Origin of the sequence: Pseudomonas sp. HN11 (assembly GCF_021390155.1) — a bacterium.
In the GTDB taxonomy this organism is placed as follows: domain Bacteria; phylum Pseudomonadota; class Gammaproteobacteria; order Pseudomonadales; family Pseudomonadaceae; genus Aquipseudomonas.
On record NZ_CP089985.1, the window covers coordinates 4,587,238 to 4,608,728 of the forward strand.

Here is a 21,491-nt window from a genome sequence, read left to right on the forward strand (position 1 = left end):
CCATGGATATCAAACAGCTCTGGCTCAACGTCCAAGACCTCTGGGGCGCGCTCGACGAACACCCGCTGCTGCATGCCAGCCTCGGCTTGCTGGTGTTGCTGGTAGTGGCCCTGTTGCTCGGACGAGTGGCACGTTACCTCATTCTCCACGCCGTCAAACTGCTCGGCCGGCAACCGGCCCTGCACTGGCTCAACGACCTGCGGCACAACAAGGTTTTCCATCGCCTGGCGCAAATGACGCCGTCGCTGGTGATCCAGTTCGGCCTGTACCTGGTGCCCGGCCTGAGCAAGACCGCCATCCTGTTCATCGGCAACGTGGCCCTGGCGCTGACCATCCTGTTCCTGGTGTTGGCCATCAGCGCCCTGCTCAATGCCTTGCTGGACATCTACGCCCGTACTGAACACGCGCGCACCCGTTCGATCAAGGGCTACGTGCAGTTGGCGAAGATGGTGCTGTTCGTGTTTGGCGCGATCATCATCGTCGCCACACTGATCGACCGCTCACCGCTGTTGCTGCTGTCGGGTTTGGGTGCCATGTCGGCGGTGATCCTGTTGGTATACAAGGACACGCTGTTGTCGTTCGTCGCCAGCGTTCAGTTGACCAGCAACGACATGCTGCGGGTCGGCGACTGGATCGAAATGCCCCAGGTCGGCGCCGACGGTGACGTGGTGGACATCACGCTGCACACGGTCAAGGTGCAGAACTTCGACAAGACCATTGTCTCCATCCCCACCTGGCGGCTGATGTCCGAGTCGTTCAAGAACTGGCGCGGCATGCAGGCCTCCGGCGGGCGCCGCATCAAGCGCAGCCTGTTCATCGACGCCAGCGGCGTGCGATTCCTGCGCGACGATGAAGAACTGCGCATGACCCAGGTGCACCTGCTCACCGACTACATCGGACGCAAGCAGGCTGAGCTCAAGGCCTGGAACGAAGCCCAGGGCCACAGCGCGCAACTGTCGGCCAACCGCCGCCGCATGACCAACCTCGGTACCTTCCGCGCCTATGCCCTGGCCTACCTGAAAAGCCACCCGGACATCCAGCCGAACATGACCTGCATGGTGCGCCAGATGCAGACCACCGCCCAGGGCGTGCCGCTGGAGATCTACTGCTTTACCCGCACCACCGCGTGGGCGGATTACGAGCGGATCCAGGGGGATATTTTTGACTATCTGCTGGCGGTGCTGCCGGAGTTTGGCTTGAGCCTGTATCAACAGCCGAGTGGGAATGACTTACGTGCGGGGGTGCTGCCGGCGGTGTTGGGGGCTAGTCATTTGCCGACTCTGGACAACAAATCTGCCTGATGCCACCAACCCCCTGTGGGAGCAAGCCCGCTCCCACAGGGGGTCAGCGCAGGATCGGCTGTTTGCGCTCACCCAACTGGCTGATCCACACCGCCCCGACAATCACCAGCCCGCCCAAGGCCAAGCGCCCCAGCGGCTCATGCTGGTTCCAGATCAGCAAGTTCAGCAGCAACCCCACCGGCACATGCAGGTTGTTCATCACTGCCAGGGTGCCGCCCTGGACCAGACAGGCGCCCTTGTTCCACCAGTACATGCCCAGCGCGGTACTGACCAGGCCGAGGAACACCAGCACGCCCCATTGCAGCGGCGCGTCGGGCAAGTAGTTGGCCTTGCCGAACATCAAGAACGCCGGCAACACGACCAGCAATGCGCCCACATAAAAGTAACCAAAGCGCCGGTAGTGCGGCAGATCACTCGGATAGCGCGCCACCAGGTGCTTGTACATCACCTGCCCGGCGGCATAGGTGAAGTTGGCCAATTGCAACAGCAAGAAGCCCCCGAGGAAGTGCGGGGTGATCTGGTCGAAGCGGATCACCGCCGCGCCCGCCACCGCCACCAGTGCGGCGATCAGCGCCCAAGGGTTGAAGCGGCGATTGAGTGCATCCTCAATGAGGGTCACGTGTAACGGCGTGAGGATCGTGAACAGCAGCACCTCCGGCACCGTGAGCACACGAAAGCTCAGGTACAGACACACGTAGGTCACGCCAAACTGCAACGCGCCGATCACCAGCATGCCGCGCATGAAGGCAGGCTCCACCGAACGCCAACGGGTCAGCGGGACAAATACCAGCCCAGCCAGCAACACACGCACCAGCACCGCGAAGTAGCTGTCGACATGACCGGCGAGGTATTCGCCAATCAAGCTGAAGGAAAATGCCTGAATCAGGGTGACAACCAGTAAGTAGCCCATGCGCGCCTCGTTTCGAATGGGCGGGACATTAAAGGTTTTCGGCGGTTGAAGAAACTCAGGGCAAAAAAAACCCGACCTCGCTAAAGCGGCAGTCGGGCAGGAGCACTCAGGAGCAGAAAGTGCAAAGGGAGGTTTGTTACGCGTACTTGAAGGGCTTGCGTGGGACTAGATAAACATCGCGGGATTATCTGGCGATTAAAGGATCACGCGACCTGTGCCAGCAGTGCCTTGGCGTGGTTGATGCCCTTTTCCTGGAAGTCCCCGCTGAGGTTCACCCCTTCGGCGTGAATGAACGTGACGTCGTGGATACCGATAAAAGCCATGACCTGGCGCAGGTAGGGTTCCTGGTGATCGGAGCTGGCACCGGTATGGATGCCGCCGCGCGCAGTGAGCACGATGGCGCGCTTGCCGGTCAGCAGGCCCTGTGGCCCGGTGGCGGTGTACTTGAAGGTCACACCGGCCCGCAACACATGATCAAGCCAGGCTTTGAGGGTGCTGGGGATGGCAAAGTTGTACATCGGTGCGGCCATCACCAAGACGTCGGCGGCCAGCAGTTCGTTGGTCAACTCGTCGGAGCGATCCAGAGACGTTTGCTCGCTGTCGTTGCGCTGATCCGCTGGCTTCATCCAGCCGCCGAGCAGGTTGGCGTCCAGATGTGGAACCGGGTTGAGGGCCACGTCACGTACGGTGATCTGATCCGCCGGATGAGCGACCTGCCATTGGCTGATGAACTGCTGGGTCAGTTGGCGGGAAATCGAATCCTGCTGGCGGGCGCTGCTTTCGATGATCAGAACATTGGACATGGCGTTGTAGGCTCCATCTGTAATTGCTGTAAGTCGATGGAGTGAAGATTAAACAGAGCCAATTCGATAAAAAAGCGCAAAAAACTGCTATAACCCATCTATAAATTTGTTCATAAGCGGAGCATGCTCCGCGCTTAGGCTACTTCGGGGCGCAAGCCAAGGCGATCCGCATCTTGATAATGGCGCGGTTGAACTTGACCGTGGTGTTGGTGCTTTTGCCCGCTGGCACGGTGACCGTACGGCGACGCGGCGATTCCGGGCCATTGGTGAAGATTACCGAGCAAACCGCATCGTTGGTGCCGTAGTTATTGAGCTGGATCGAGCTGATATCGCCGTCCACATCGGAGGCGGTGTAATCGATGCTGACGCCGTCGATCTTTTTAGTCACGTCGATGGGGTAGGCAAATGCGCTCATCGGCAGCAAGGCCAGCAACACACAACAGAATTTTCTCATTCGGCAGTCTCCAATAAGGACTGTCAGCTTAGGACAAGAGGAACCCATCTTGAAAGCGCCCCGCGTTACCCTCGATCAATGGCGCACGCTGCAAGCCGTGGTCGATCATGGCGGCTTCGCCCAGGCGGCGGAAGCGCTGCACCGTTCACAGTCTTCGGTGAGCTACACCGTGGCCCGCATGCAAGACCAGCTTGGCGTGCCGCTGCTGCGCATCGACGGGCGCAAGGCGGTGCTCACCGACGCCGGTGAAGTGCTGTTGCGCCGTTCCCGACAGTTGGTGAAAAACGCCAGCCAGCTGGAAGACCTCGCTCACCACATGGAACAAGGCTGGGAAGCAGAGGTGCGCCTGGTAGTGGACGCGGCCTACCCGAACGCACGCCTGGTGCGCGCGCTTACCGCGTTCATGCCACAGAGCCGGGGTTGTCGTGTGCGTCTGCGTGAAGAAGTGCTGTCGGGTGTTGAAGAGTTGCTGATGGAAGGCGTGGCCGACCTGGCGATTTGCGGTTTCAGCATCCCTGGCTACCTGGGCACGGAAATGAGCGATGTGGAATTTGTCGCCGTGGCACACCCCGAGCATTCCTTGCACCGCATGAATCGCGAACTGAGCTTCCAGGACCTGGAGAGCCAGATGCAAGTGGTGATCCGCGATTCCGGCCGCCAGCAACCCCGGGATGTGGGTTGGCTCGGTGCCGAACAGCGCTGGACCGTCGGCAGCCTGGCCACCGCCGCCGCCTTTGTGGGCAGCGGCCTGGGCTTTGCCTGGCTGCCCCGGCACATGATCGAACGCGAACTCGCCGAAGGCGTGCTCAAGCAACTACCCTTGGAACAAGGCGGCAGCCGTCACCCCACGTTCTTCCTGTATTCAAACAAGGACAAACCCTTGGGGCCGGCGACGCAGATCCTGGTGGAACTGCTGCGCACCTTTGACACCGCGCCGTTGGACGCGCCTTTCGCCGCCCCCCAGCAAGCCTGAAACGGAGTTCATGCATGGCCTGGTTCGACCACGAAGGATGCAGCCTGCACTACGAGGAATACGGCCACGGCACACCGCTGATCCTGATTCACGGCCTGGGCTCCAGTTGCCAGGATTGGGAGTTACAAATACCGGTGCTCGCTCGGCATTTCCGCCTGATCTTGGTGGATGTGCGCGGCCATGGGCGATCGGACAAACCCCGTGAGCGCTACAGCATCCAGGGCTTCACCGTTGATCTGCTTGCGCTGATCGATCACCTGGACCTGCCGTCCGCCCATGTGGTGGGTTTGTCCATGGGCGGCATGATCGCTTTCCAGTTGGCCGTGGACGAACCCGCGCAGGTCAAAAGTCTGTGCATCGTCAATAGCGCGCCGCAGGTAAAGGTGCGCAGTGCCAATGACTATTGGCAATGGGCTAAACGGCGGAGCCTGGCGCGTGTACTCAGCCTGGCCACCCTCGGCAAGGCATTGGGCGACCGCTTATTCCCAAAACCGCAACAGGCCGACCTTCGCCGCAAGATGGCCGAACGCTGGGCAAAGAACGACAAACGTGCTTATCTCGCCAGCTTCGATGCGATTGTGGGCTGGGGCGTGCAGGAACGACTTTCGAGGATCACCTGTCCAACTCTGGTCATCAGCGCCGACCACGACTACACCCCCGTGGCGCAGAAAGAAAACTATGTAAAACTGCTGCCCGATGCGCGACTGGTGGTAATCGAAGATTCCCGCCATGCCACGCCCTTGGATCAACCCGAAGTCTTTAACGCAACCCTGCTCGATTTCCTAAAGACAGTCGAAGCCACTACCCAGGATCACTGACCCATGCTGAAAAAAATCGCCTTCTTTGCCGGTTCTGTTCTGTTCGCCGCCAACCTGATGGCCGCCGAGCCCGCCAAGGCGCCCCACGTACTGATCACCACCACCAACGGCGACATCGAGATCGAGCTGGACCCGGTCAAGGCGCCGATCAGCACCAAGAACTTCCTGGCCTATGTCGACAAGGGCTTCTACACCAACACAATTTTTCACCGTGTGATCCCGGGCTTCATGGTCCAGGGCGGCGGTTTTACCCAGTCGATGTCGCAAAAGCCAACTGAAGCGCCGATCAAGAACGAAGCCAGCAACGGCCTGCATAACGTACGTGGCACCCTGTCCATGGCGCGCACCAGTGACCCGAACTCGGCCACCAGCCAGTTCTTCATCAACGTCGCCGACAATGCCTTCCTCGACCCGGGTCGTGATGCCGGTTACGCCGTGTTCGCCAAGGTGGTCAAGGGCATGGACGTGGTTGATGTGATCGTCAACTCGCAGACCACTACCAAGCAGGGCATGCAGAATGTGCCAATCGATCCTGTGTACATCAAGTCGGCCAAGCGCATCGACTGAGGTAACAGGGCTTTATTCAAGTAGCCCCGCGCGGTGCCCACAAGGTACCGCGCGTATTTGAAAGGAGAGCCCGCCAGGCGGGCGTCAACCCTAATGCTCTATCGTCGTTTTGAACAACTGATCGATATTTTCCGCGACGCGCCCAGCGACGCCCCACCCGACAAAGTCCTGCCCTTCTACCTCTACTACCTGCGCCAAGTGTGGCCGCATTTCGCCGCCTTGCTGGTGGTAGGCCTGATCGGTGCGCTGATCGAAGTCGCGCTGTTCAGCTACCTGAGCCGCATTATCGACCTCGCCCAGGGCACGCCGCCCGCAGACTTTTTCCAGATCCACAGCACCGAGCTGATCTGGATGGCCGTGGTCGCGCTGCTGTTGCGCCCGATCTTCGGCGCTCTGCATGACCTGCTGGTGCACCAGACCATCAGCCCCGGCATGACCAGCCTGATCCGCTGGCAGAACCACAGTTATGTGCTCAAGCAGAGCCTGAACTTCTTCCAGAATGACTTCGCCGGACGCATTGCCCAGCGCATCATGCAAACCGGCAACTCCCTGCGCGACTCTGCGGTGGCGGCGGTGGATGCGATCTGGCACGTGGCGATCTACGCCATCAGTGCCCTGGTGCTGTTTGCCGAGGCCGACTGGCGCCTGATGATCCCGCTGGTGACCTGGATCATCTGCTACAGCCTGGCGCTGCGCTACTTCGTGCCACGGGTGAAGGAGCGCTCGGTGATTTCCTCCGAAGCGCGCTCCAAATTGATGGGCCGTATCGTCGATGGCTACACCAACATCACCACCTTGAAGCTGTTTGCCCATACCCGCTATGAGCAGGAATACGCCAAGGAAGCGATCATCGAGCAGACCGAAAAAACCCAACTGGCCAGCCGCGTGGTGACCAGCATGGACATCGTGATCACCACCATGAACGGCCTGCTGATCGTTACCACCACCGGCCTGGCCCTATGGTTGTGGACGCATTCGCTGATCTCGGTGGGCGCAATTGCCCTGGCCACCGGCCTGGTCATCCGTATCGTCAACATGTCCGGCTGGATCATGTGGGTGGTCAACGGCATTTTCGAAAACATCGGCCAGGTGCAGGACGGCCTGAAAACCATCGCCCAACCACTGGCCGTGATCGACCGCGACAACGCCCCGCGCTTGAGCGTACCCCGTGGCGAAGTGCACTTCGAGCAGGTGGATTTCCACTACGGCAAGAAGAGCGGGATCATTGGCGGCCTGAACCTTGAGATCAAGGCCGGTGAAAAAATCGGCCTGATCGGCCCGTCCGGTGCGGGCAAATCGACGTTGGTCAACCTACTGCTGCGCCTCTACGACCTGCAAGGCGGGCGCATCCTCATCGACGGCCAGAACATCGCCGAGGTCGCCCAGGAATCCCTGCGCGAGCAGATCGGCATGATCACCCAGGACACTTCGCTGCTACACCGTTCGATCCGCGACAACTTGCTGTACGGCAAGCCGGACGCCACCGACGAAGAACTCTGGGCGGCGGTGCACAAGGCGCGTGCCGATGAGTTCATCCCGTTGCTGTCGGACTCCGAAGGTCGTACCGGGCTGGACGCACACGTGGGTGAGCGCGGGGTGAAACTCTCCGGCGGTCAACGCCAACGTATCGCCATCGCCCGCGTGCTGCTCAAGGACGCTCCGATACTGATCATGGACGAAGCGACCTCCGCACTGGACTCGGAGGTGGAAGCGGCCATTCAGGAAAGCCTGGAAACCCTGATGCAGGGCAAGACGGTGATTGCCATCGCGCACCGGTTGTCGACCATTGCGCGGATGGACCGCCTGGTGGTGCTGGAGAAAGGCCAGATTGCCGAGAGCGGCAGCCACGCCGAGCTGCTCGTCCATGGCGGGCTGTATGCACGATTGTGGCAGCACCAGACGGGCGGGTTTGTCGGCATCGATTGATACCGCACTGCCGAAAAAAGCCCCAGTGCCCGAAAACAAAGGGCACTGGGGCTTTTTCATGCCCTGGATTTGTGCCACAACCGTGCTGTAATCAGTGCAGTGCCCAGACGGGCGCTGAAGTAAATCTGCAGGGAGCATCACTGATTTACGGATCCGGTAGAGCGATCTATCAAGGACGGGCTGAATGTCTTTGTTCAAGCGTTCAATCACAGAGGGGTTAGGTACGTTTTGGCTGGTGCTGGGCGGTTGCGGGAGTGCGGTGCTGGCCGCAGCGTTCCCCGCAGTCGGGATCGGATTGTTGGGCGTGTCCCTGGCATTCGGGCTCACGGTGCTGACCATGGCATTCGCCATCGGGCATATCAGCGGTTGTCACCTCAACCCGGCGGTGTCGGTGGGGCTGGTCGTCGGCGGAAGGTTTCCAGCCAGGGAACTGCCGGCGTATATCGTGGCGCAGGTGGTCGGCGGAACGATCGCCGCTGCGCTGCTGTATTTCATTGCCAGTGGCAAACCGGGGTTCGAACTGGCGTCGGGGCTCGCGTCCAACGGCTATGGCGAGCATTCGCCCGACGGTTATTCGATGGCGGCGGGTTTTGTCTGTGAGCTGGTGATGACCGCCATGTTCGTGGTGATCATCCTCGGCGCCACCGACCGCCGTGCCCCGCCGGGCCTTGCGCCCATCGCCATCGGTCTGGCGCTGACACTCATCCACCTGATCTCCATTCCCGTGACTAACACCTCGGTCAACCCGGCCCGCAGTACCGGCCCGGCCCTGATCGTCGGCGGGTGGGCAATCCAGCAGTTGTGGATGTTCTGGCTCGCGCCGATCCTTGGCGCGGTAATCGGCGGGGTTACCTATCGATGGCTGGGTAAGGAGGCACCTGGCTGAGGCAAAATGGGTTCAGCCCTGTCGATAAGGCAGGGCTGCCCTCGCCTCCTCCGCATACGCCACGATCCCCACCCGCTCACGCTCCAGAAAATCCTCCACCGCATTCTTCAACCCCGGATGGCGCAGGTAGTGCCATGACCGTGTAATCACTGGCTCAAACCCGCGGATCAACTTGTGCTCGCCCTGTGCCCCCGCATCGAAGCGTTGCAGACCGTGCGCGATGGCGTAGTCCATGCCCTGGTAGAAACAGGTTTCGAAATGCAGGCGGTCGAACTCCGCCAGACAGCCCCAGTAGCGGCCGTAAAAGCTGTCGCCGCCAATCAGGCTGAAGGCCATGGCCACCGGGCGTGCGCCTTGTTTGGCCAGGACCACCCGGATCGCCTCGGGCATGCGTTCGGCCAGCAGGCTGAAGAACGCGCGGGTCAGATAGGGTGATTGACGGCGGATGGCGTAGGTGTTGGCGTAGCAGGCGTAAACAAAATCCCACTGGGCTTCGCTCAATTCATGGCCGTGCAGCCACTCGAAGTCGATGCCCTGCCCCGCCACTTGTTCGCGCTCTTTGCGCATCTGTTTGCGCTTGCGTGAACTCAAGGCGTCGAGGAAATCCTGGAAATCGCGATAGCCGCGGTTCTGCCAGTGGAACTGGCAGCCCAAGCGCTGCAGCCAGCCCGGTTGTTGGGAAAGCGCTGCATCGGCAAGTTCGTCAGTGAAGTTGATGTGGGCACTGGAAAGCCCTTCGATTTCCAGATAACCCGGCAGGCTTTTCAGCAGCTCGAAACCATCCTCTGCACTCACCGCCAACAGGCGTGGCCCGCTGACCGGGCTGAACGGCACGGCGGTCAGCAGCTTGGGGTAGTACTCAATGCCGGCTCGCTCGCAGGCATCGGCCCAACCGTGATCGAACACGTACTCCCCATAGGAATGCCACTTGCGATAGCTGGGCAAAGCCGCCACCAGCCGATCGCCCTCCCAGTGCAGCAAATGCTCGGCTTGCCAACCCGATTGCGGGCCCAGGCTGGCGCTGTCTTCCAGTGCGCTCAAGAAGGCATGCCGTACGAACGGCTGGGCCTGCGGCACCAGCGAATCCCAGGCTTGCGGGGCGATCTCGGACAGGCTGTCCAGGCGTTGCAACGGCATCGGCATCCTCACTACTTCAGGGCGTGAAAGCCAGGCGAGTATCGCTGATCGCCGCACTTCGCACACCCCCGATTCGCGCGACAAGGCTCTCAGGCGATAGTTCCAGACGTGAAAAATTTGTCATCTAGATGACATCACTTCGCCACTGCTCCGTCATAAACGATCGTGATACTGACGCCTGTTTTTAGAGCGCCTGGTTCTAGCAGGTGGTTATTTTTCCGTCCGTCATCGGTCGGTTGTGTCCTGGATGGTTTGCCATCCCTCCTCACTTTCGGAGATTGATATGCGTCTTGCTTCCACTAAAACTGCGGCGGTTCTGTGCGGCGGCCTGTTACTGGCCCTGAGCGTTCCGGCCAGCGCTGCAGTCGACGCTAAATTGCTCGACATGCTCAAGGCCAACGGCCAGATCACTGCGGCGCAGTACACCGAACTGCAAAGCGAACTGGCCAAAGACCAGAAAGAACAGCAGATCGCACGGCAAGCTCAACAAGAGACCAACGAACAGATCGCGGCCACCGCGAAGAAAACCAACGAGCTGAGCAGCTTCGGCCAGAAGCTGGCCTGGGCGGCCAAGACTCAACTCAAGGGCGATGTGCGTTTCCGCCACGAAACCATCAAGATCGACGGCACGCCGAACAACGGCGGCAAAGACAAGGACCGTGAGCGCATCCGTGCCCGTCTGGGCGCGTTTACCGAAATCAACTCCCAGGTCGACACCGGCATTCGTGTCGCCACCGGCAGCAGCGACGATGCGCGCTCCACCAACCAGGATCTGGACGGTTACTTCAACAAGAAGTCGATCTGGCTGGACCTGGGTTACATCGACTACCACCCGACCCAAATCAAGAACCTGCACGTGATCGGCGGCAAGATGTTGCAGCCGTGGGTCAGCATGGGTGATGTGATCTGGGATAGCGATATCAACCCGGAAGGCCTGGCACTGACCTACAAGTACCCACTGGGCAGCAGCGCCGAACTGTTCGGCAGCCTGGGTAACTACAGCCTGAAGGACAACGTCAACGGCGACGGCGTGCAATTTCGCAACGACCTGCGCATGACCGCCGGCCAGTTGGGGTCGCGCTTCTCGCTGAGCGACAACCTGAAACTGACCCTGGGCGGTAGCGTCTACGCCTTCCAGAACGACGAAGACAGCCGTTGCCCAACCACCACCGGCACCACCCCTGGCTGCCTGACACCAGGCGAAACGGTGGCGAACACCACCGCCGGCAATGCCAGCGAGTACCGTTTGTATGAAGGTTTCAGCCAAGTCGATATCGGCGGTCTGGCCGTACCGTTGTCGTTCTACGGCCAGTACGTGCAAAACACCAAAGCCACTGACAAAGACAAGGACACGGCCTGGTTGCTCGGTGCCAAGTCCAAAGTGTTCGGTTTGAACCTGGACTACAACTACCGCGACGTACAACGTTATGCGGTGGTGGGTGCCTTTACCGACTCCGATTTCGCCGGCGGCTTCACCGGTGCACGCGGTCACAAGTTCAAGGTCGGCTACGATATCGACAAGAACTTCGCCATCGGCGCCACTTACTTCCTGACCAAAGCCGACTACGCCAGCGCCACCGGCTATCGCGATGCGAACGCCAACACCCTGCAACTGGACGCAGAAGCCAAGTTCTAAAGCAGCTTTAAGCGGCAAGCGACAAGCTTCAAGGAGAAGCGCGTCACTTGCCGCTTTTCACTTGCAGCTTGCAGCAGCTTCACTCCCCCTTGAGTCGTTCTTCAGCCAACCGCTGCGCCAAGGCATCCACACCCTCCACCGGCTCATCCGGCATTATCTTCAGCGTCGCCTGCATCAGGCGCATCTGGCGGATAAAACGGCGGCAGTTCGGGCAGAACATCAAGTGATGACGCACCAGCAGACGCTCGCGAAAGGTCAATTGCCCATCGAGATAGTCGCTGGAACGTGCCACTTGTTCTTTACAGGTCAACATTCGCCTGTTTCCTCAAAATGCTCCACCGTGGCGAAGACTTTAAGCCGTGCCCGATGCAACAGCACACGGACATTGGAGAGCGACAGCGTCAGAAGATTACAGATCTCTTCCAACTCCAACCCCTGACGCTCACGCAACACCAGCACGCTGCTTTGCAACTCCGACAAGCTCAGTAACGTGTGCTCCAGGCATTTGCGCAGTTCTTCCTCGGTCAGCAGGGCTTCCGGGGTGTCCTGGTGCCAGGCATAGGGCGCTACCGCCCAGTGACCATCATCGGGGGAGAAACGGTCATCACCGATAGTGCCATGAGGCGAAGGCAGGTCGTCGAGCAACACTTCGCGACGATTCTGCTTGTAGCGCCCCTTGGCGGCGTTGGCAGTGATGGTCAGCAGCCAGGTCTTGAGGCTGGAACGCCCTTCAAACTTGGCCAGGTTGCGCACCACCGACAGCCAGGCGTCCTGCACGACTTCGTCGGCGTGGCGCTGGCCGACGATGGCATAGGCCACCGCCCGCATGGCGCTCTGGTAGGTGGTGACCAGTTCCTTGTAGGCCCGCTGCTCACCCTTGAGCAGGCGTTCAAGCAGGTGCGCGTCGTCCGCTGCTGCCATTCATGACCTCGATTGTCTTAGCGTTTGCGCAGGATCACGCTGCCGATCGAATAGCCCGCGCCAAACGAGCTGAGCACCGCTACGGAGCCCTTGGGCAGATCATCCTGGTAGGTGTGGAAGGCAATCACCGAACCCGCCGAGCTGGTATTGGCGTAGGTATCAAGGATCACCGGCGCTTCTTCCACCGACGCTTCGCGGCCCAGCAGTTTCTTCACGATCAGGTGGTTCATGCTCAGGTTGGCCTGGTGCAGCCAGAAGCGCTTCACATCGGTCACGTTCAGCTGGTTTTCTTCCAGGTGCACGCCGATCAGCTCGGCCACCATCGGGCATACGTCGCGGAACACCTTGCGGCCTTCCTGTATGAACAGCTTGTCCGGCGCGCCGACACCTTCTTCCGCGGTGCGGTTGAGAAAGCCGAAGTTGTTGCGGATGTTATTGGAGAACTTGGTCAGCAGCTTGGTGCTCACCACGTCGAACTGATGTTCGGACGTTGCAAGGTCAGCGCGCTCCAGCACCACGGCGGTGGCCGCGTCACCAAAGATGAAGTGGCTGTCACGGTCGCGGAAATTCAGGTGGCCGGTGCAGACTTCCGGGTTGACCATCAAAATCGCCCGCGCCTGGCCCAGCTGGATGCTGTTGGCCGCGTTCTGGATGCCGAAGGTAGCCGAGGAACACGCCACGTTCATGTCAAAACCAAAACCCTCGATGCCCAAGGCTTCCTGCACTTCAATGGCGATAGCCGGGTAGGCGCGCTGCAGGTTGGAGCAAGCGACGATCACACCGTCGATGTCGGCGGCGGTTTTGCCGGCGCGTTGCAGGGCTTGTTCGGCGGCGCCGACGGCCATCTGGCAGAGCACCGACCATTCGTCGTTGCTGCGCTCGGGCAGGCGTGGGGCCATGCGCTGCGGGTCGAGAATGCCGTCTTTGTCCATCACGAAGCGGCTCTTGATGCCCGAGGCTTTTTCGATGAAGGCGGCGCTGGATTCGGTCAGCGGCGGCACATCACCACGCTCGATAGCCGCGGCGTTGTCGCTGTTGAACTGTTGTACGTAGGCATTGAAAGACTGCACCAGCTCTTCGTTGGAGATGCTATTGGCCGGGGTGTACAGGCCAGTGCCGCTGATGACGACGTTATGCACGGTCGTTCCTCTAAATCTGTCAGGCAGAAGATATTGGTACCGTCGTACCAAACTGTAAGTAGTCCGATTCCGCACCGCGGACACCAAACTGGCAACGCTTTATTCCTTCGCGTCGTGGCTGCAACTGTCAACCTGTAACGACGATTCCGGCATTTATAGGCGCGAAGTTTGCCACAACCCTCGGAATTTGGCGCTATCTGCGGACAAACAGTGTTTTCCCTGGGAATGCATTCGAACGTGGGAGCGGGCTTGCCCACTCCCACAGGGGATTTGTGTTGGGTCTCAGGGCTCTACCTGACTCCATTGCCTGCTCAGGCGCTTGTCGGAGATTGGCACTTTGGTGCCCAGTTGCTGGGCAAACAACGACACCCGATATTCCTCCAACCACCAGCGATAGAGCTCCAGTTGAGGGTCGCGCTTACCTTCCTGGGCGTGTTTTTTCAGACGGTTTTCGTACTGCGTCCACAAACCGGCCAGCTCGCCGCTCCACACCCGATCCTTTTGCACCTGACTCGGCAATTTTTCCAGGCGCAACTCGATGGCCTTGAGGTAGCGCGGCAACTCCTTGAACCACTGTGCCGGGGTTTCCCGCACGAAACCGGGATACACCAAATGACTCAATTGCTGCTTGATGTCGTTCAGGGCCACGGCCTGGGCCAGGTCGATCTTGCCTTTGAAGCGCTTTTGCAGGCCGTGCCACAGTTTCAACACATCCAGTGTCAGGCGCGCCAGGCGCTCGGCGTGTTCGGTCCAACTGCCGCGCTTGCGTTCGGCCAAGGCGGCCAGGCCTGCGCCATCACGCGGCAGGCTGGCTTCGCCTTCGAGCACGCAGGTGTCGAGGCTGGCCAGGAGAATGTCTTCCACCAGCGCATCGATACGGCCCAATTCACGGTACATCAGGCCCAACTCAGTCAAGCCCGGCACTTTGCCGCGCAGGAATTTCGCCGGTTCCGCCAGCTGCTGCATCAGCAGGCGCTGCAACGCGCGGCGATGCTGGAATTCAGCCTCGGCGGCAGTGGAGAAGCGCCCTTCCTTGACCGTGCCGTTGTCTTCCACCAGCGCCGGATACACCGTCATCGACAGCCCGGCGATCTTCTGTTGAGTCTTTTCCGCCACCGCTGCAAACACCTTGGCTTCCACCGGCTGCTGGCTTTTCGCGGTTTGCGGCACGGCCAGCGCGGCCTGGCTGGCCTCGGCAAAACGCGCGGTCAGTTCGGCCAGGTCACGACCTTCGCCAAGGAACTTGCCCTGGCCATCGACCACTTCCAGGTTCATCTTCAGGTGGCTTTCCACCTGCTGCGCGGCTTCGGCCCAGGCTTCATCGCTGACCCGCGCCCCGGTCATGCGCAGCAATTCACGACCCAGTGCCTGAGGCAATGAGCCCTGGCCGAACTCGATGCGTTGCAGCGCGGCCTTGACGAAATCCGGCACCGGCACGAAGTTCTTGCGCAGCGCCTTGGGCAGGTTGCGTACCAGGGCGATGCACTTGGCTTCGATCACCCCCGGCACCAACCACTCCAGACGTTCAGGCGGCAAGGCCGGCAGCAGCGGCGCCGGCACGCGCAGGGTCACACCGTCACGCGGGTGGTTGGGTTCGAAGTGGTAACTCAATGCCAGTTCCAGGTCGCCCAGGTGCAGGGTGTCCGGGTAATGCGCGGCGGTGACTTCACTGGCTTCGCGGGCCAGTACGTCTTCTTCGCGCATGATCAGCAGTTGCGGGTCTTTCTGACTGTTGACCTTGTACCAACTGTCGAAGGTCGCGGTCTGGTGGATCTCCGCAGGCAAGCGCGCGTCGTAGAAGGCGAACAGGGTTTCTTCATCGGCCAGGATGTCACGACGGCGCGCCTTGGCTTCCAGTTCGTCAAGCTGTTCCAGCAGTTGCTGATTGGCCGCGAGGCATTTGGCCCGCGACTGGATCTCGCCACGCACCAGGCCTTCGCGGATAAACAACTCACGGGACACTACCGGATCGATCGGCCCGTAATGCACCGGCCGGCGCCCGACCACAATCAGCCCGAACAGCGTGATCTGCTCAAACGCTACAACCTGTCCACGCTTCTTCTCCCAATGGGGCTCGAAGTGGTTTTTCTTGATCAGGTGCCCGGCCAGCGGCTCAATCCAGTCGGCGTCGATCTTGGCGACCATGCGCGCGTACAGCTTGGTGGTTTCCACCAGCTCGGCGGTCATCAGCCATTGCGGACGCTTCTTGCCGATGCCCGACGAGGGGTGAATCCAGAAACGACGCTGACGTGCGCCGAGGTAATCACCGTCTTCGGTTTTCTGGCCGATCTGGCTGAGCAAACCGGACAACACCGCCTTGTGCAGTTTCGGGAAGTCTGCCGGCTCTTTATTGACGCTCAGTTGCATGTCGCGGCAGATCAGGCTCAACTGGCGATGGGAATCGCGCCACTCGCGCAGGCGCAGGTAGTTGAGGAAGTTCTTGCGGCACCAGTTGCGCAGCGGGCTGGCGGTCAGTTCCTGGCGCTGCTCTTCAAAACCGCGCCACAAATTCACCAACCCGGCGAAGTCCGAATCCGGATCTTTCCATTGTGCGTGAGCCTGGTCCGCGGCCTGTTGACGCTCCGGCGGACGCTCGCGTGGGTCCTGGATCGACATGGCGCTGGCGACGATCAGCACTTCCTGCAAGCTGCCGAGTTTGGCGGCCTCCAGCAGCATGCGGCCCATGCGCGGGTCCACCGGCAGGCGCGCCAATTGGCGACCCAGCGGCGTGAGCTGGCTGTTGCGGTCCACCGCCGACAGCTCTTGCAGCAGGTTGAAGCCGTCGCTGATGGCCTTGCCGTCCGGCGGCTCTATAAACGGGAAATCGGTGATCTCGCCGAGGCGCAGGTGCAGCATCTGCAGGATCACGGCGGCGAGGTTGGTGCGCAGGATCTCCGGGTCGGTAAATTCCGGGCGACCGATAAAGTCTTCTTCGCTGTACAAGCGGATGCAGATGCCCGGCTCGACCCGGCCACAGCGGCCCTTTCGCTGGTTGGCGCTGGCCTGGGAGATCGCCTCGATCGGCAGGCGCTGCACCTTGGCGCGGTAGCTATAGCGACTGATGCGCGCGGTGCCGCTGTCGATCACATAACGAATGCCCGGCACGGTCAGCGAGGTTTCCGCGACGTTGGTCGCCAGCACCACGCGCCGCCCCGGGTGGGACTGGAAGATGCGCTGCTGTTCGGCCGGCGAGAGGCGTGCGTACAGCGGCAAGATTTCGGTATGCTTGAGCTGGGCTTTGCGCAACATGTCGGCCGCGTCACGAATCTCGCGCTCACCCGGCAGGAACACCAACACGTCGCCAGGGCTGCGTCTTTCGCTGCGCTCATAGGCGGCGATTTCATCAAGGGAGGCTAGGATCGCCTGGTCAACGGTCAAGTCGTCCTCGACGCGATTGCCCTCCTCGTCCTGCTCCAGGGTCAGCGGGCGATACCAGGTGTCCACCGGGAAGGTGCGGCCCGAGACCTCGACAATCGGCGCGTCGTCGAAATGCTTGGAGAAACGCTCCAGGTCGATGGTTGCCGAGGTGATGATGACTTTCAGGTCGGGGCGACGCGGCAGCAGCGTTTTCAGATAGCCCAGCAGGAAGTCGATATTCAGGCTGCGTTCGTGGGCTTCGTCGACGATGATCGTGTCGTAGCGTTCCAGGTAACGGTCGTTCTGGGTTTCCGCCAGCAGGATGCCGTCGGTCATCAACTTGATCAGCGTATTGGAATCGCTCTGGTCTTCAAACCGAACCTGATAGCCGACCAGCGCGCCCAATGGCGTCGCCAGCTCTTCCGCAACCCGGCTGGCCACGCTGCGCGCGGCGATCCGGCGTGGCTGGGTATGGCCGATCAGACCGTATTGACCACGACCGATCTCCAGGCAGATCTTCGGCAACTGGGTGGTTTTACCCGAGCCCGTCTCACCGGCAATGATCAGCACCTGGTGCTTGTTCAATGCGTCTTTGATTTCATCGCGCTTGGCGGCAATCGGCAGGCTGTCGTCGTAACGGATCACCGGCAAGCTGGCGCGCCGCGCCGTAACCTGGGCGCAGGACGCTTGCATGCGCGCCACCCACTGCGCCAGCTTTTCCTCGTCGGGCTTTTTACGCAGCTCAAGCAACTGCCGACGCAAGCGGTGGCGGTCGGCGAGCATGGCGTGATCGAGAGTTTTGAGCAGTTGGTCGATAGTGGGCGCTTGGTCAGTCATCAGGTACGCAAGGGTCGTCTATATATGCAGGGGGTGGATTGTCGCAGAAAAGCAGCTGCGAGCGGCAAGCTTCAAGCAGCAAGTAAGGGCAGATCTGCTTTCACTTGCAGCTTGCAGCTTATGGCTGCTCTTTTCTCTTATAAGGGAATACATCGATGACCTTGCCCGCACGAATCGCCTCTTGCAGGCCCTTCCAGTAATCCGCGTTGTACAACTCGCCGTGCAGCTCATCGAACAGCTTGCGCTGGCCGGTGTCGGCGAACAGGAACGGCGGGAATTCCTCGGGGAATACATCCAACGGGCCGATGGAGTACCAGGGCTCGGAGGCCATTTCGTCCTCGGGGGTGCGCGGTGCCGGGATATGGCGGAAGTTGGCCTCGGTGAGAAAGCAGATTTCGTCGTAGTCGTAGAACACTACGCGGCCGTGGCGGGTGACGCCGAAGTTCTTCAACAGCATGTCGCCGGGGAAAATGTTCGCCGCCGCCAACTGCTTGATCGCCAGGCCGTAGTCTTCCAGGGCTTCGCGCACCTGGGCGGGGTTGGCATTGTCCAGGTAGAGGTTGAGCGGGGTCATGCGCCGTTCGGTCCAGCAGTGGCGGATCAGCACCGTGTCACCTTCAACCTCGACGGTGCCGGCGGCGACTTCCAGCAGTTCGGCCAGGCACTCCGGTTCGAATTTGCTCAAGGGGAAACGGAAGTCGGCGAACTCCTGTGTGTCGGCCATGCGACCCACCCGATCGACGCTTTTGACCAGGCGGTATTTCTCGATCACCGTGGCGCGGTTGACGTTTTTCGACGGTGAAAACCGGTCCTTGATGATCTTGAACACCGTGTTGAAGCCCGGCAGGGTAAACACGCTCATCACCATGCCGCGCACACCGGGGGCCATGATGAACTGATCGTCGGTGGTCGCGAGGTGGTTGATCAGCGCGCGGTAAAACTCCGACTTGCCGTGCTTGTAGAACCCGATGGAGGTATACAACTCGGCGATGTGCTTGCCCGGCAGGATGCGCTTGAGAAAGCCGATGAATTCCGCCGGCACCGGTACATCCACCATGAAGTAGGAACGGGTGAACGAGAAGATGATCGACACATCGGCTTCGTCGGTGATCAACGCATCGATCTGGATACCCTGCCCTTCGCGGTGCAACAGCGGGATGACCAGCGGCCATTGTTCGTCGCGGGTGTAGATGCGTCCTACGAGGTACGCGCCTTTATTACGGTAGAGCACCGAAGAAAACAGCTCGACCTTGAGGTCCGGGTCCTTGCACACCCAGTCCGGCAGGTTTTCCCGCAGTTGGGTTTCGAGACGATGAAGGTCGACGGCCAGGTCGGCGTAAGGTTCGCTGAAGCGGTAATCGGCAAAGATCTGCGCCAGCATTTCCGGGATTTTCCCGGCGGGCGTGTAGGTGCGCGTCTGCGCGGCCCGTGCCCGGCGCAGGCTGGGGCGGGTGGTGTGGATGAACATGCAACCGTCGCTGATCAGGTCGTGACTGAACAACCCGCAGAAAATCGAGTTGTACCAGGTCTCGGAGAGTTCATCGTCGAAGCGCAGGTCGATCAGGCCGATGTAGGCGCTTTTCACCAGGGGCCACACATTGATATTGAGTAATGCAGCCTCATCGAAGCGTTCGCGCAGCCGCGCAGTCACCTCACTGACCTTTTCTTCATAGAGGTTGATGCGCGCCGCCGATGCCGCCTGGCCCTGCTGCCACTGGGCCTTTTCGAAACGCTCGCGGGCGCCATCGGTGATCTGGCGGAAGTGCTCGCGGTAATCGTCGAAGCCATTGAGGATCACCTGGGCGACTGCGAGGGCGGACTGCGACATGCGGGAAACCTCGGCGGGCATCTGGAAGCCCTGAGCTTAGCCAGTGTACGGGGGCAGGAGAAGGATCATTTTTCGCACGACTTTGTACAACCTCGTTCATCCCACTAAGGGAAACCCTGATCACTACCCCTGTAATCAGTAAGGGGGGCGTGTAACACTCGCCGACTTATTGATGTAGGAGCTTTCCGTGAGACCTGTCGACACCTTGTACTTGCTGGGGCTCGCCGCCATTTGGGGGGCGAGCTTCCTGTTCATGCGCATCATTGCGCCGGAGATCGGCACGGTGCCGACGGCGTTTTTCCGCGTGTCGATTGCCGCCGCCGGGTTGCTGGTAATCTTGGCGATGATGCGGGTGAGCTGGGATTTCCAGGGCAAGTTCAAGACTGTGTTACTACTGGGGGTGATCAACTCCGGGATCCCGGCAACCCTGTATTCGGTGGCGGCCCAGGTGCTGCCGGCGGGTTACTCGGCGATCTTCAACGCCACCACGCCACTGATGGGTGTATTGATCGGCGGACTGTTTTTCAGCGAGCGTCTCACGCCGTCGAACGTTGCCGGAGTCTGCCTGGGTCTGCTGGGCGTGGGTGTGCTGACCCGTGCGGGGCCCGTGGCGTTTGATCTGGAGTTGTTGATGGGAGCGCTGGCGTGTTTGCTGGCGACCACCTGTTATGGTTTTGCCGGGTTCCTGGCGCGGCGTTGGCTGGATCAACACGGCGGGCTGGACAGTCGCCTGTCAGCCCTGGGTAGCATGCTCGGTGCGACGTTGTTTCTGTTGCCGTTCTTCGCCTACAGCGCGATCAGTCATCCGCCGGCCAGTTGGGGTGGGTGGCAGGTATGGTTGTCGTTGCTGGGGTTGGGACTAGTGTGTACGGCGTTTGCCTACATTTTGTACTTCCGCCTGCTGACGTCCATCGGGCCGGTTAAGTCGATGACGGTGACGTTTATGATTCCGCCATTCGGCGTACTGTGGGGCGCGTTGCTGCTGGATGAGCCGTTATCGATGGCGCATGTGTATGGCGGGGTGTTGATCGCTGGGGCGTTGTGGTTAGTGTTGCGGCCGAAAAAACTGTGAGCAAGCGCTCTTGCTCACAGTTAGACAGGGTCAGTTCTTACGGAAGACGAACACCAACCCAACGATAATTAACCCCATCCCCATCGCGCTCAACATCGCAAGCCTGTTGCCAAAGATCAGGTAGTCCATCACCGCCGTCACCGCCGGTACCAGGTAAAACAGACTGGTGACATTCACCAGGTTGCCCCGGGCGATCAGGCGGTACAGCAACAGAGTGGCCAGCAACGACACCACCAGCCCCATCCACAGCACCGGCAGGTAAAAACCGCTGCTGTGTTCGAAGTGGAACGGCTGGAACGGCACAAACACCGAACACAGCAGCAGCCCCGCCAGGTACTGCACCGGCAGCGTGCCCAAGGGGTTGTCGGTGATGCGCTTTTGCATGATTGAGCCGAAGGTCATGCTGGCCAGGGCCAGCAGCCCGAACAGCATCCCCGCGAGGGACATGCCGGACAGACCGATGCCTTGGTACACCACCATGATCAGCCCCGCCAAACCCAACGCCAGACCAAACAGCCGGCTCAACGAACGCCGACGTTCCATCAGCACGACCGTGAGAATCGGCTGCACGCCCATGATGGTCGCCATCACGCCGGGCGTCACTTTCAGGTCCAGGGCCAACAGGTAGAAAATCTGATAGGCCCCCAACAGCACCAGCCCGGTCGCCGCTGCATACAGCATGGGCTTGCCAGGACGCGGCAGTTTCAATTTGAAGATGGGAATAAGCACTACCAGGCCCGTGAGGGCAGTGGCAAAGCGAATCAGCAGAAACGCGAAGGGTGAGGCGTGGGCCAGGCCCCATTTGGAGAAGATCGCCCCGCTGCTCCACAGCAAGACAAACAGGCTCGTCGAGGCCGCCGCGGCCACGGATTGTTTCGAAAGAACAGACATGGATACCACCCGTAATCAGGCAAAAAAAGCCGACT

The 21,491-nt window shown here is 60.5% G+C and carries 18 protein-coding genes; 8 read left to right on the forward strand and 10 right to left on the reverse strand.

The genetic code is table 11. The features are described 5' to 3' along the window. Positions 1-2 precede the first annotated feature (2 nt). Positions 3-1,301, forward strand: coding sequence for a mechanosensitive ion channel family protein (locus LVW35_RS20885; protein ID WP_233891847.1), 1,299 nt, complete (start codon positions 3-5; stop codon positions 1,299-1,301). 43 nt (positions 1,302-1,344) lie between these two features. Here LVW35_RS20885 and LVW35_RS20890 read toward each other — a convergent pair whose 3' ends face one another. The 3 genes from LVW35_RS20890 to LVW35_RS20900 all read right to left on the reverse strand — a co-directional run bounded on the left by LVW35_RS20890 (position 1,345) and on the right by LVW35_RS20900 (position 3,468). Then, on the reverse strand, positions 1,345-2,211 hold the full coding sequence (locus tag LVW35_RS20890; protein ID WP_233891848.1) for a carboxylate/amino acid/amine transporter: 867 nt from the start codon (positions 2,209-2,211) through the stop codon (positions 1,345-1,347). A gap of 203 nt (positions 2,212-2,414) precedes the next feature. Then, the gene (locus LVW35_RS20895) at positions 2,415-3,014 is read right to left on the reverse strand and encodes an FMN-dependent NADH-azoreductase (protein WP_233891849.1); all 600 of its coding nucleotides are present in this window, start codon (positions 3,012-3,014) and stop codon (positions 2,415-2,417) included. 139 nt (positions 3,015-3,153) lie between these two features. Next, positions 3,154-3,468 (reverse strand): 3-phosphoglycerate kinase, encoded by a 315-nt coding sequence (locus LVW35_RS20900; protein WP_233891850.1) that lies wholly within the window; start codon positions 3,466-3,468, stop codon positions 3,154-3,156. Between the two features lie 49 nt (positions 3,469-3,517). Here LVW35_RS20900 and LVW35_RS20905 point away from each other — a divergent pair, with 49 nt between their 5' ends. The 5 genes from LVW35_RS20905 (at position 3,518) to aqpZ (ending at position 8,638) form a co-directional block, all read left to right on the forward strand. Beyond that, a complete protein-coding gene (locus LVW35_RS20905; protein WP_038848033.1) occupies positions 3,518-4,441 on the forward strand; it encodes a LysR family transcriptional regulator in 924 nt (307 codons plus the stop codon). Between the two features lie 14 nt (positions 4,442-4,455). Further along, the gene (locus LVW35_RS20910) at positions 4,456-5,259 is read left to right on the forward strand and encodes an alpha/beta fold hydrolase (RefSeq protein WP_233891851.1); all 804 of its coding nucleotides are present in this window, start codon (positions 4,456-4,458) and stop codon (positions 5,257-5,259) included. A 3-nt stretch (positions 5,260-5,262) separates the two neighbouring features. Next, the gene (locus LVW35_RS20915; RefSeq protein WP_233891852.1) at positions 5,263-5,826 is read left to right on the forward strand and encodes a peptidylprolyl isomerase; all 564 of its coding nucleotides are present in this window, start codon (positions 5,263-5,265) and stop codon (positions 5,824-5,826) included. 93 nt (positions 5,827-5,919) lie between these two features. Further along, positions 5,920-7,752 carry an ABC transporter ATP-binding protein gene (locus LVW35_RS20920; protein WP_233891853.1) on the forward strand — a complete coding sequence of 611 codons (1,833 nt, stop codon included), beginning with the start codon at positions 5,920-5,922 and terminating at the stop codon, positions 7,750-7,752. A gap of 184 nt (positions 7,753-7,936) precedes the next feature. After that, positions 7,937-8,638, forward strand: a complete 702-nt coding sequence (gene aqpZ, locus LVW35_RS20925) for an aquaporin Z (RefSeq protein WP_233891854.1) — start codon at positions 7,937-7,939, stop codon at positions 8,636-8,638. Positions 8,639-8,650: 12 nt separating this feature from the next. Here aqpZ and LVW35_RS20930 read toward each other — a convergent pair whose 3' ends face one another. Continuing rightward, positions 8,651-9,775, reverse strand: coding sequence for a GNAT family N-acetyltransferase (locus LVW35_RS20930; protein WP_233891855.1), 1,125 nt, complete (start codon positions 9,773-9,775; stop codon positions 8,651-8,653). A gap of 283 nt (positions 9,776-10,058) precedes the next feature. Between LVW35_RS20930 and LVW35_RS20935 the strand changes: the two genes are divergently transcribed. After that, complete coding sequence (locus LVW35_RS20935; RefSeq protein ID WP_233891856.1) at positions 10,059-11,411, forward strand: putative porin; 1,353 nt, start codon at positions 10,059-10,061, stop codon at positions 11,409-11,411. A gap of 79 nt (positions 11,412-11,490) precedes the next feature. On the opposite strand, the gene LVW35_RS20940 is transcribed toward LVW35_RS20935, so the two are convergent. The 5 genes from LVW35_RS20940 to aceK all read right to left on the reverse strand — a co-directional run bounded on the left by LVW35_RS20940 (position 11,491) and on the right by aceK (position 19,493). Further along, the gene (locus LVW35_RS20940; protein WP_233891857.1) at positions 11,491-11,724 is read right to left on the reverse strand and encodes an anti-sigma factor family protein; all 234 of its coding nucleotides are present in this window, start codon (positions 11,722-11,724) and stop codon (positions 11,491-11,493) included. After that, complete coding sequence (locus tag LVW35_RS20945) at positions 11,718-12,332, reverse strand: RNA polymerase sigma factor (protein WP_233891858.1); 615 nt, start codon at positions 12,330-12,332, stop codon at positions 11,718-11,720. Before LVW35_RS20945 ends, LVW35_RS20940 begins: the two co-directional genes overlap by 7 nt. A 17-nt stretch (positions 12,333-12,349) precedes the next feature. Then, positions 12,350-13,471 carry a beta-ketoacyl-ACP synthase III gene (locus LVW35_RS20950; protein ID WP_233891859.1) on the reverse strand — a complete coding sequence of 374 codons (1,122 nt, stop codon included), beginning with the start codon at positions 13,469-13,471 and terminating at the stop codon, positions 12,350-12,352. A 282-nt stretch (positions 13,472-13,753) separates the two neighbouring features. After that, positions 13,754-17,665, reverse strand: a complete 3,912-nt coding sequence (gene hrpA, locus LVW35_RS20955; protein WP_233891860.1) for an ATP-dependent RNA helicase HrpA — start codon at positions 17,663-17,665, stop codon at positions 13,754-13,756. Between the two features lie 118 nt (positions 17,666-17,783). Next, complete coding sequence (gene aceK, locus LVW35_RS20960) at positions 17,784-19,493, reverse strand: bifunctional isocitrate dehydrogenase kinase/phosphatase (RefSeq protein WP_233891861.1); 1,710 nt, start codon at positions 19,491-19,493, stop codon at positions 17,784-17,786. Positions 19,494-19,680: 187 nt separating this feature from the next. Here aceK and LVW35_RS20965 point away from each other — a divergent pair, with 187 nt between their 5' ends. Next, positions 19,681-20,565: a DMT family transporter gene (locus LVW35_RS20965; RefSeq protein WP_233891862.1), complete on the forward strand. Its 885-nt coding sequence runs from the start codon at positions 19,681-19,683 to the stop codon at positions 20,563-20,565. A 30-nt stretch (positions 20,566-20,595) separates the two neighbouring features. Here LVW35_RS20965 and LVW35_RS20970 read toward each other — a convergent pair whose 3' ends face one another. Continuing rightward, positions 20,596-21,456, reverse strand: a complete 861-nt coding sequence (locus LVW35_RS20970) for a DMT family transporter (protein ID WP_233891863.1) — start codon at positions 21,454-21,456, stop codon at positions 20,596-20,598. Positions 21,457-21,491 lie beyond the last annotated feature (35 nt).

Bases quoted from the DNA above. Each gene is read 5' to 3' on its own strand.
- LVW35_RS20910 (WP_233891851.1), top strand. From the start codon at position 4,456: ATGGCCTGGTTCGACCACGAAGGATGCAGCCTGCACTACGAGGAATAC.
- LVW35_RS20930 (WP_233891855.1), bottom strand. From the start codon at position 9,775: ATGCCGTTGCAACGCCTGGACAGCCTGTCCGAGATCGCCCCGCAAGCC.
- LVW35_RS20940 (WP_233891857.1), bottom strand. From the start codon at position 11,724: ATGTTGACCTGTAAAGAACAAGTGGCACGTTCCAGCGACTATCTCGAT.
- LVW35_RS20970 (WP_233891863.1), bottom strand. From the start codon at position 21,456: ATGTCTGTTCTTTCGAAACAATCCGTGGCCGCGGCGGCCTCGACGAGC.
- aceK (WP_233891861.1), bottom strand. From the start codon at position 19,493: ATGTCGCAGTCCGCCCTCGCAGTCGCCCAGGTGATCCTCAATGGCTTC.
- LVW35_RS20945 (WP_233891858.1), bottom strand. From the start codon at position 12,332: ATGGCAGCAGCGGACGACGCGCACCTGCTTGAACGCCTGCTCAAGGGT.
- LVW35_RS20920 (WP_233891853.1), top strand. From the start codon at position 5,920: ATGCTCTATCGTCGTTTTGAACAACTGATCGATATTTTCCGCGACGCG.
- LVW35_RS20890 (WP_233891848.1), bottom strand. From the start codon at position 2,211: ATGGGCTACTTACTGGTTGTCACCCTGATTCAGGCATTTTCCTTCAGC.
- LVW35_RS20935 (WP_233891856.1), top strand. From the start codon at position 10,059: ATGCGTCTTGCTTCCACTAAAACTGCGGCGGTTCTGTGCGGCGGCCTG.
- LVW35_RS20895 (WP_233891849.1), bottom strand. From the start codon at position 3,014: ATGTCCAATGTTCTGATCATCGAAAGCAGCGCCCGCCAGCAGGATTCG.
- hrpA (WP_233891860.1), bottom strand. From the start codon at position 17,665: ATGACTGACCAAGCGCCCACTATCGACCAACTGCTCAAAACTCTCGAT.
- LVW35_RS20900 (WP_233891850.1), bottom strand. From the start codon at position 3,468: ATGAGAAAATTCTGTTGTGTGTTGCTGGCCTTGCTGCCGATGAGCGCA.
- LVW35_RS20885 (WP_233891847.1), top strand. From the start codon at position 3: ATGGATATCAAACAGCTCTGGCTCAACGTCCAAGACCTCTGGGGCGCG.
- aqpZ (WP_233891854.1), top strand. From the start codon at position 7,937: ATGTCTTTGTTCAAGCGTTCAATCACAGAGGGGTTAGGTACGTTTTGG.
- LVW35_RS20915 (WP_233891852.1), top strand. From the start codon at position 5,263: ATGCTGAAAAAAATCGCCTTCTTTGCCGGTTCTGTTCTGTTCGCCGCC.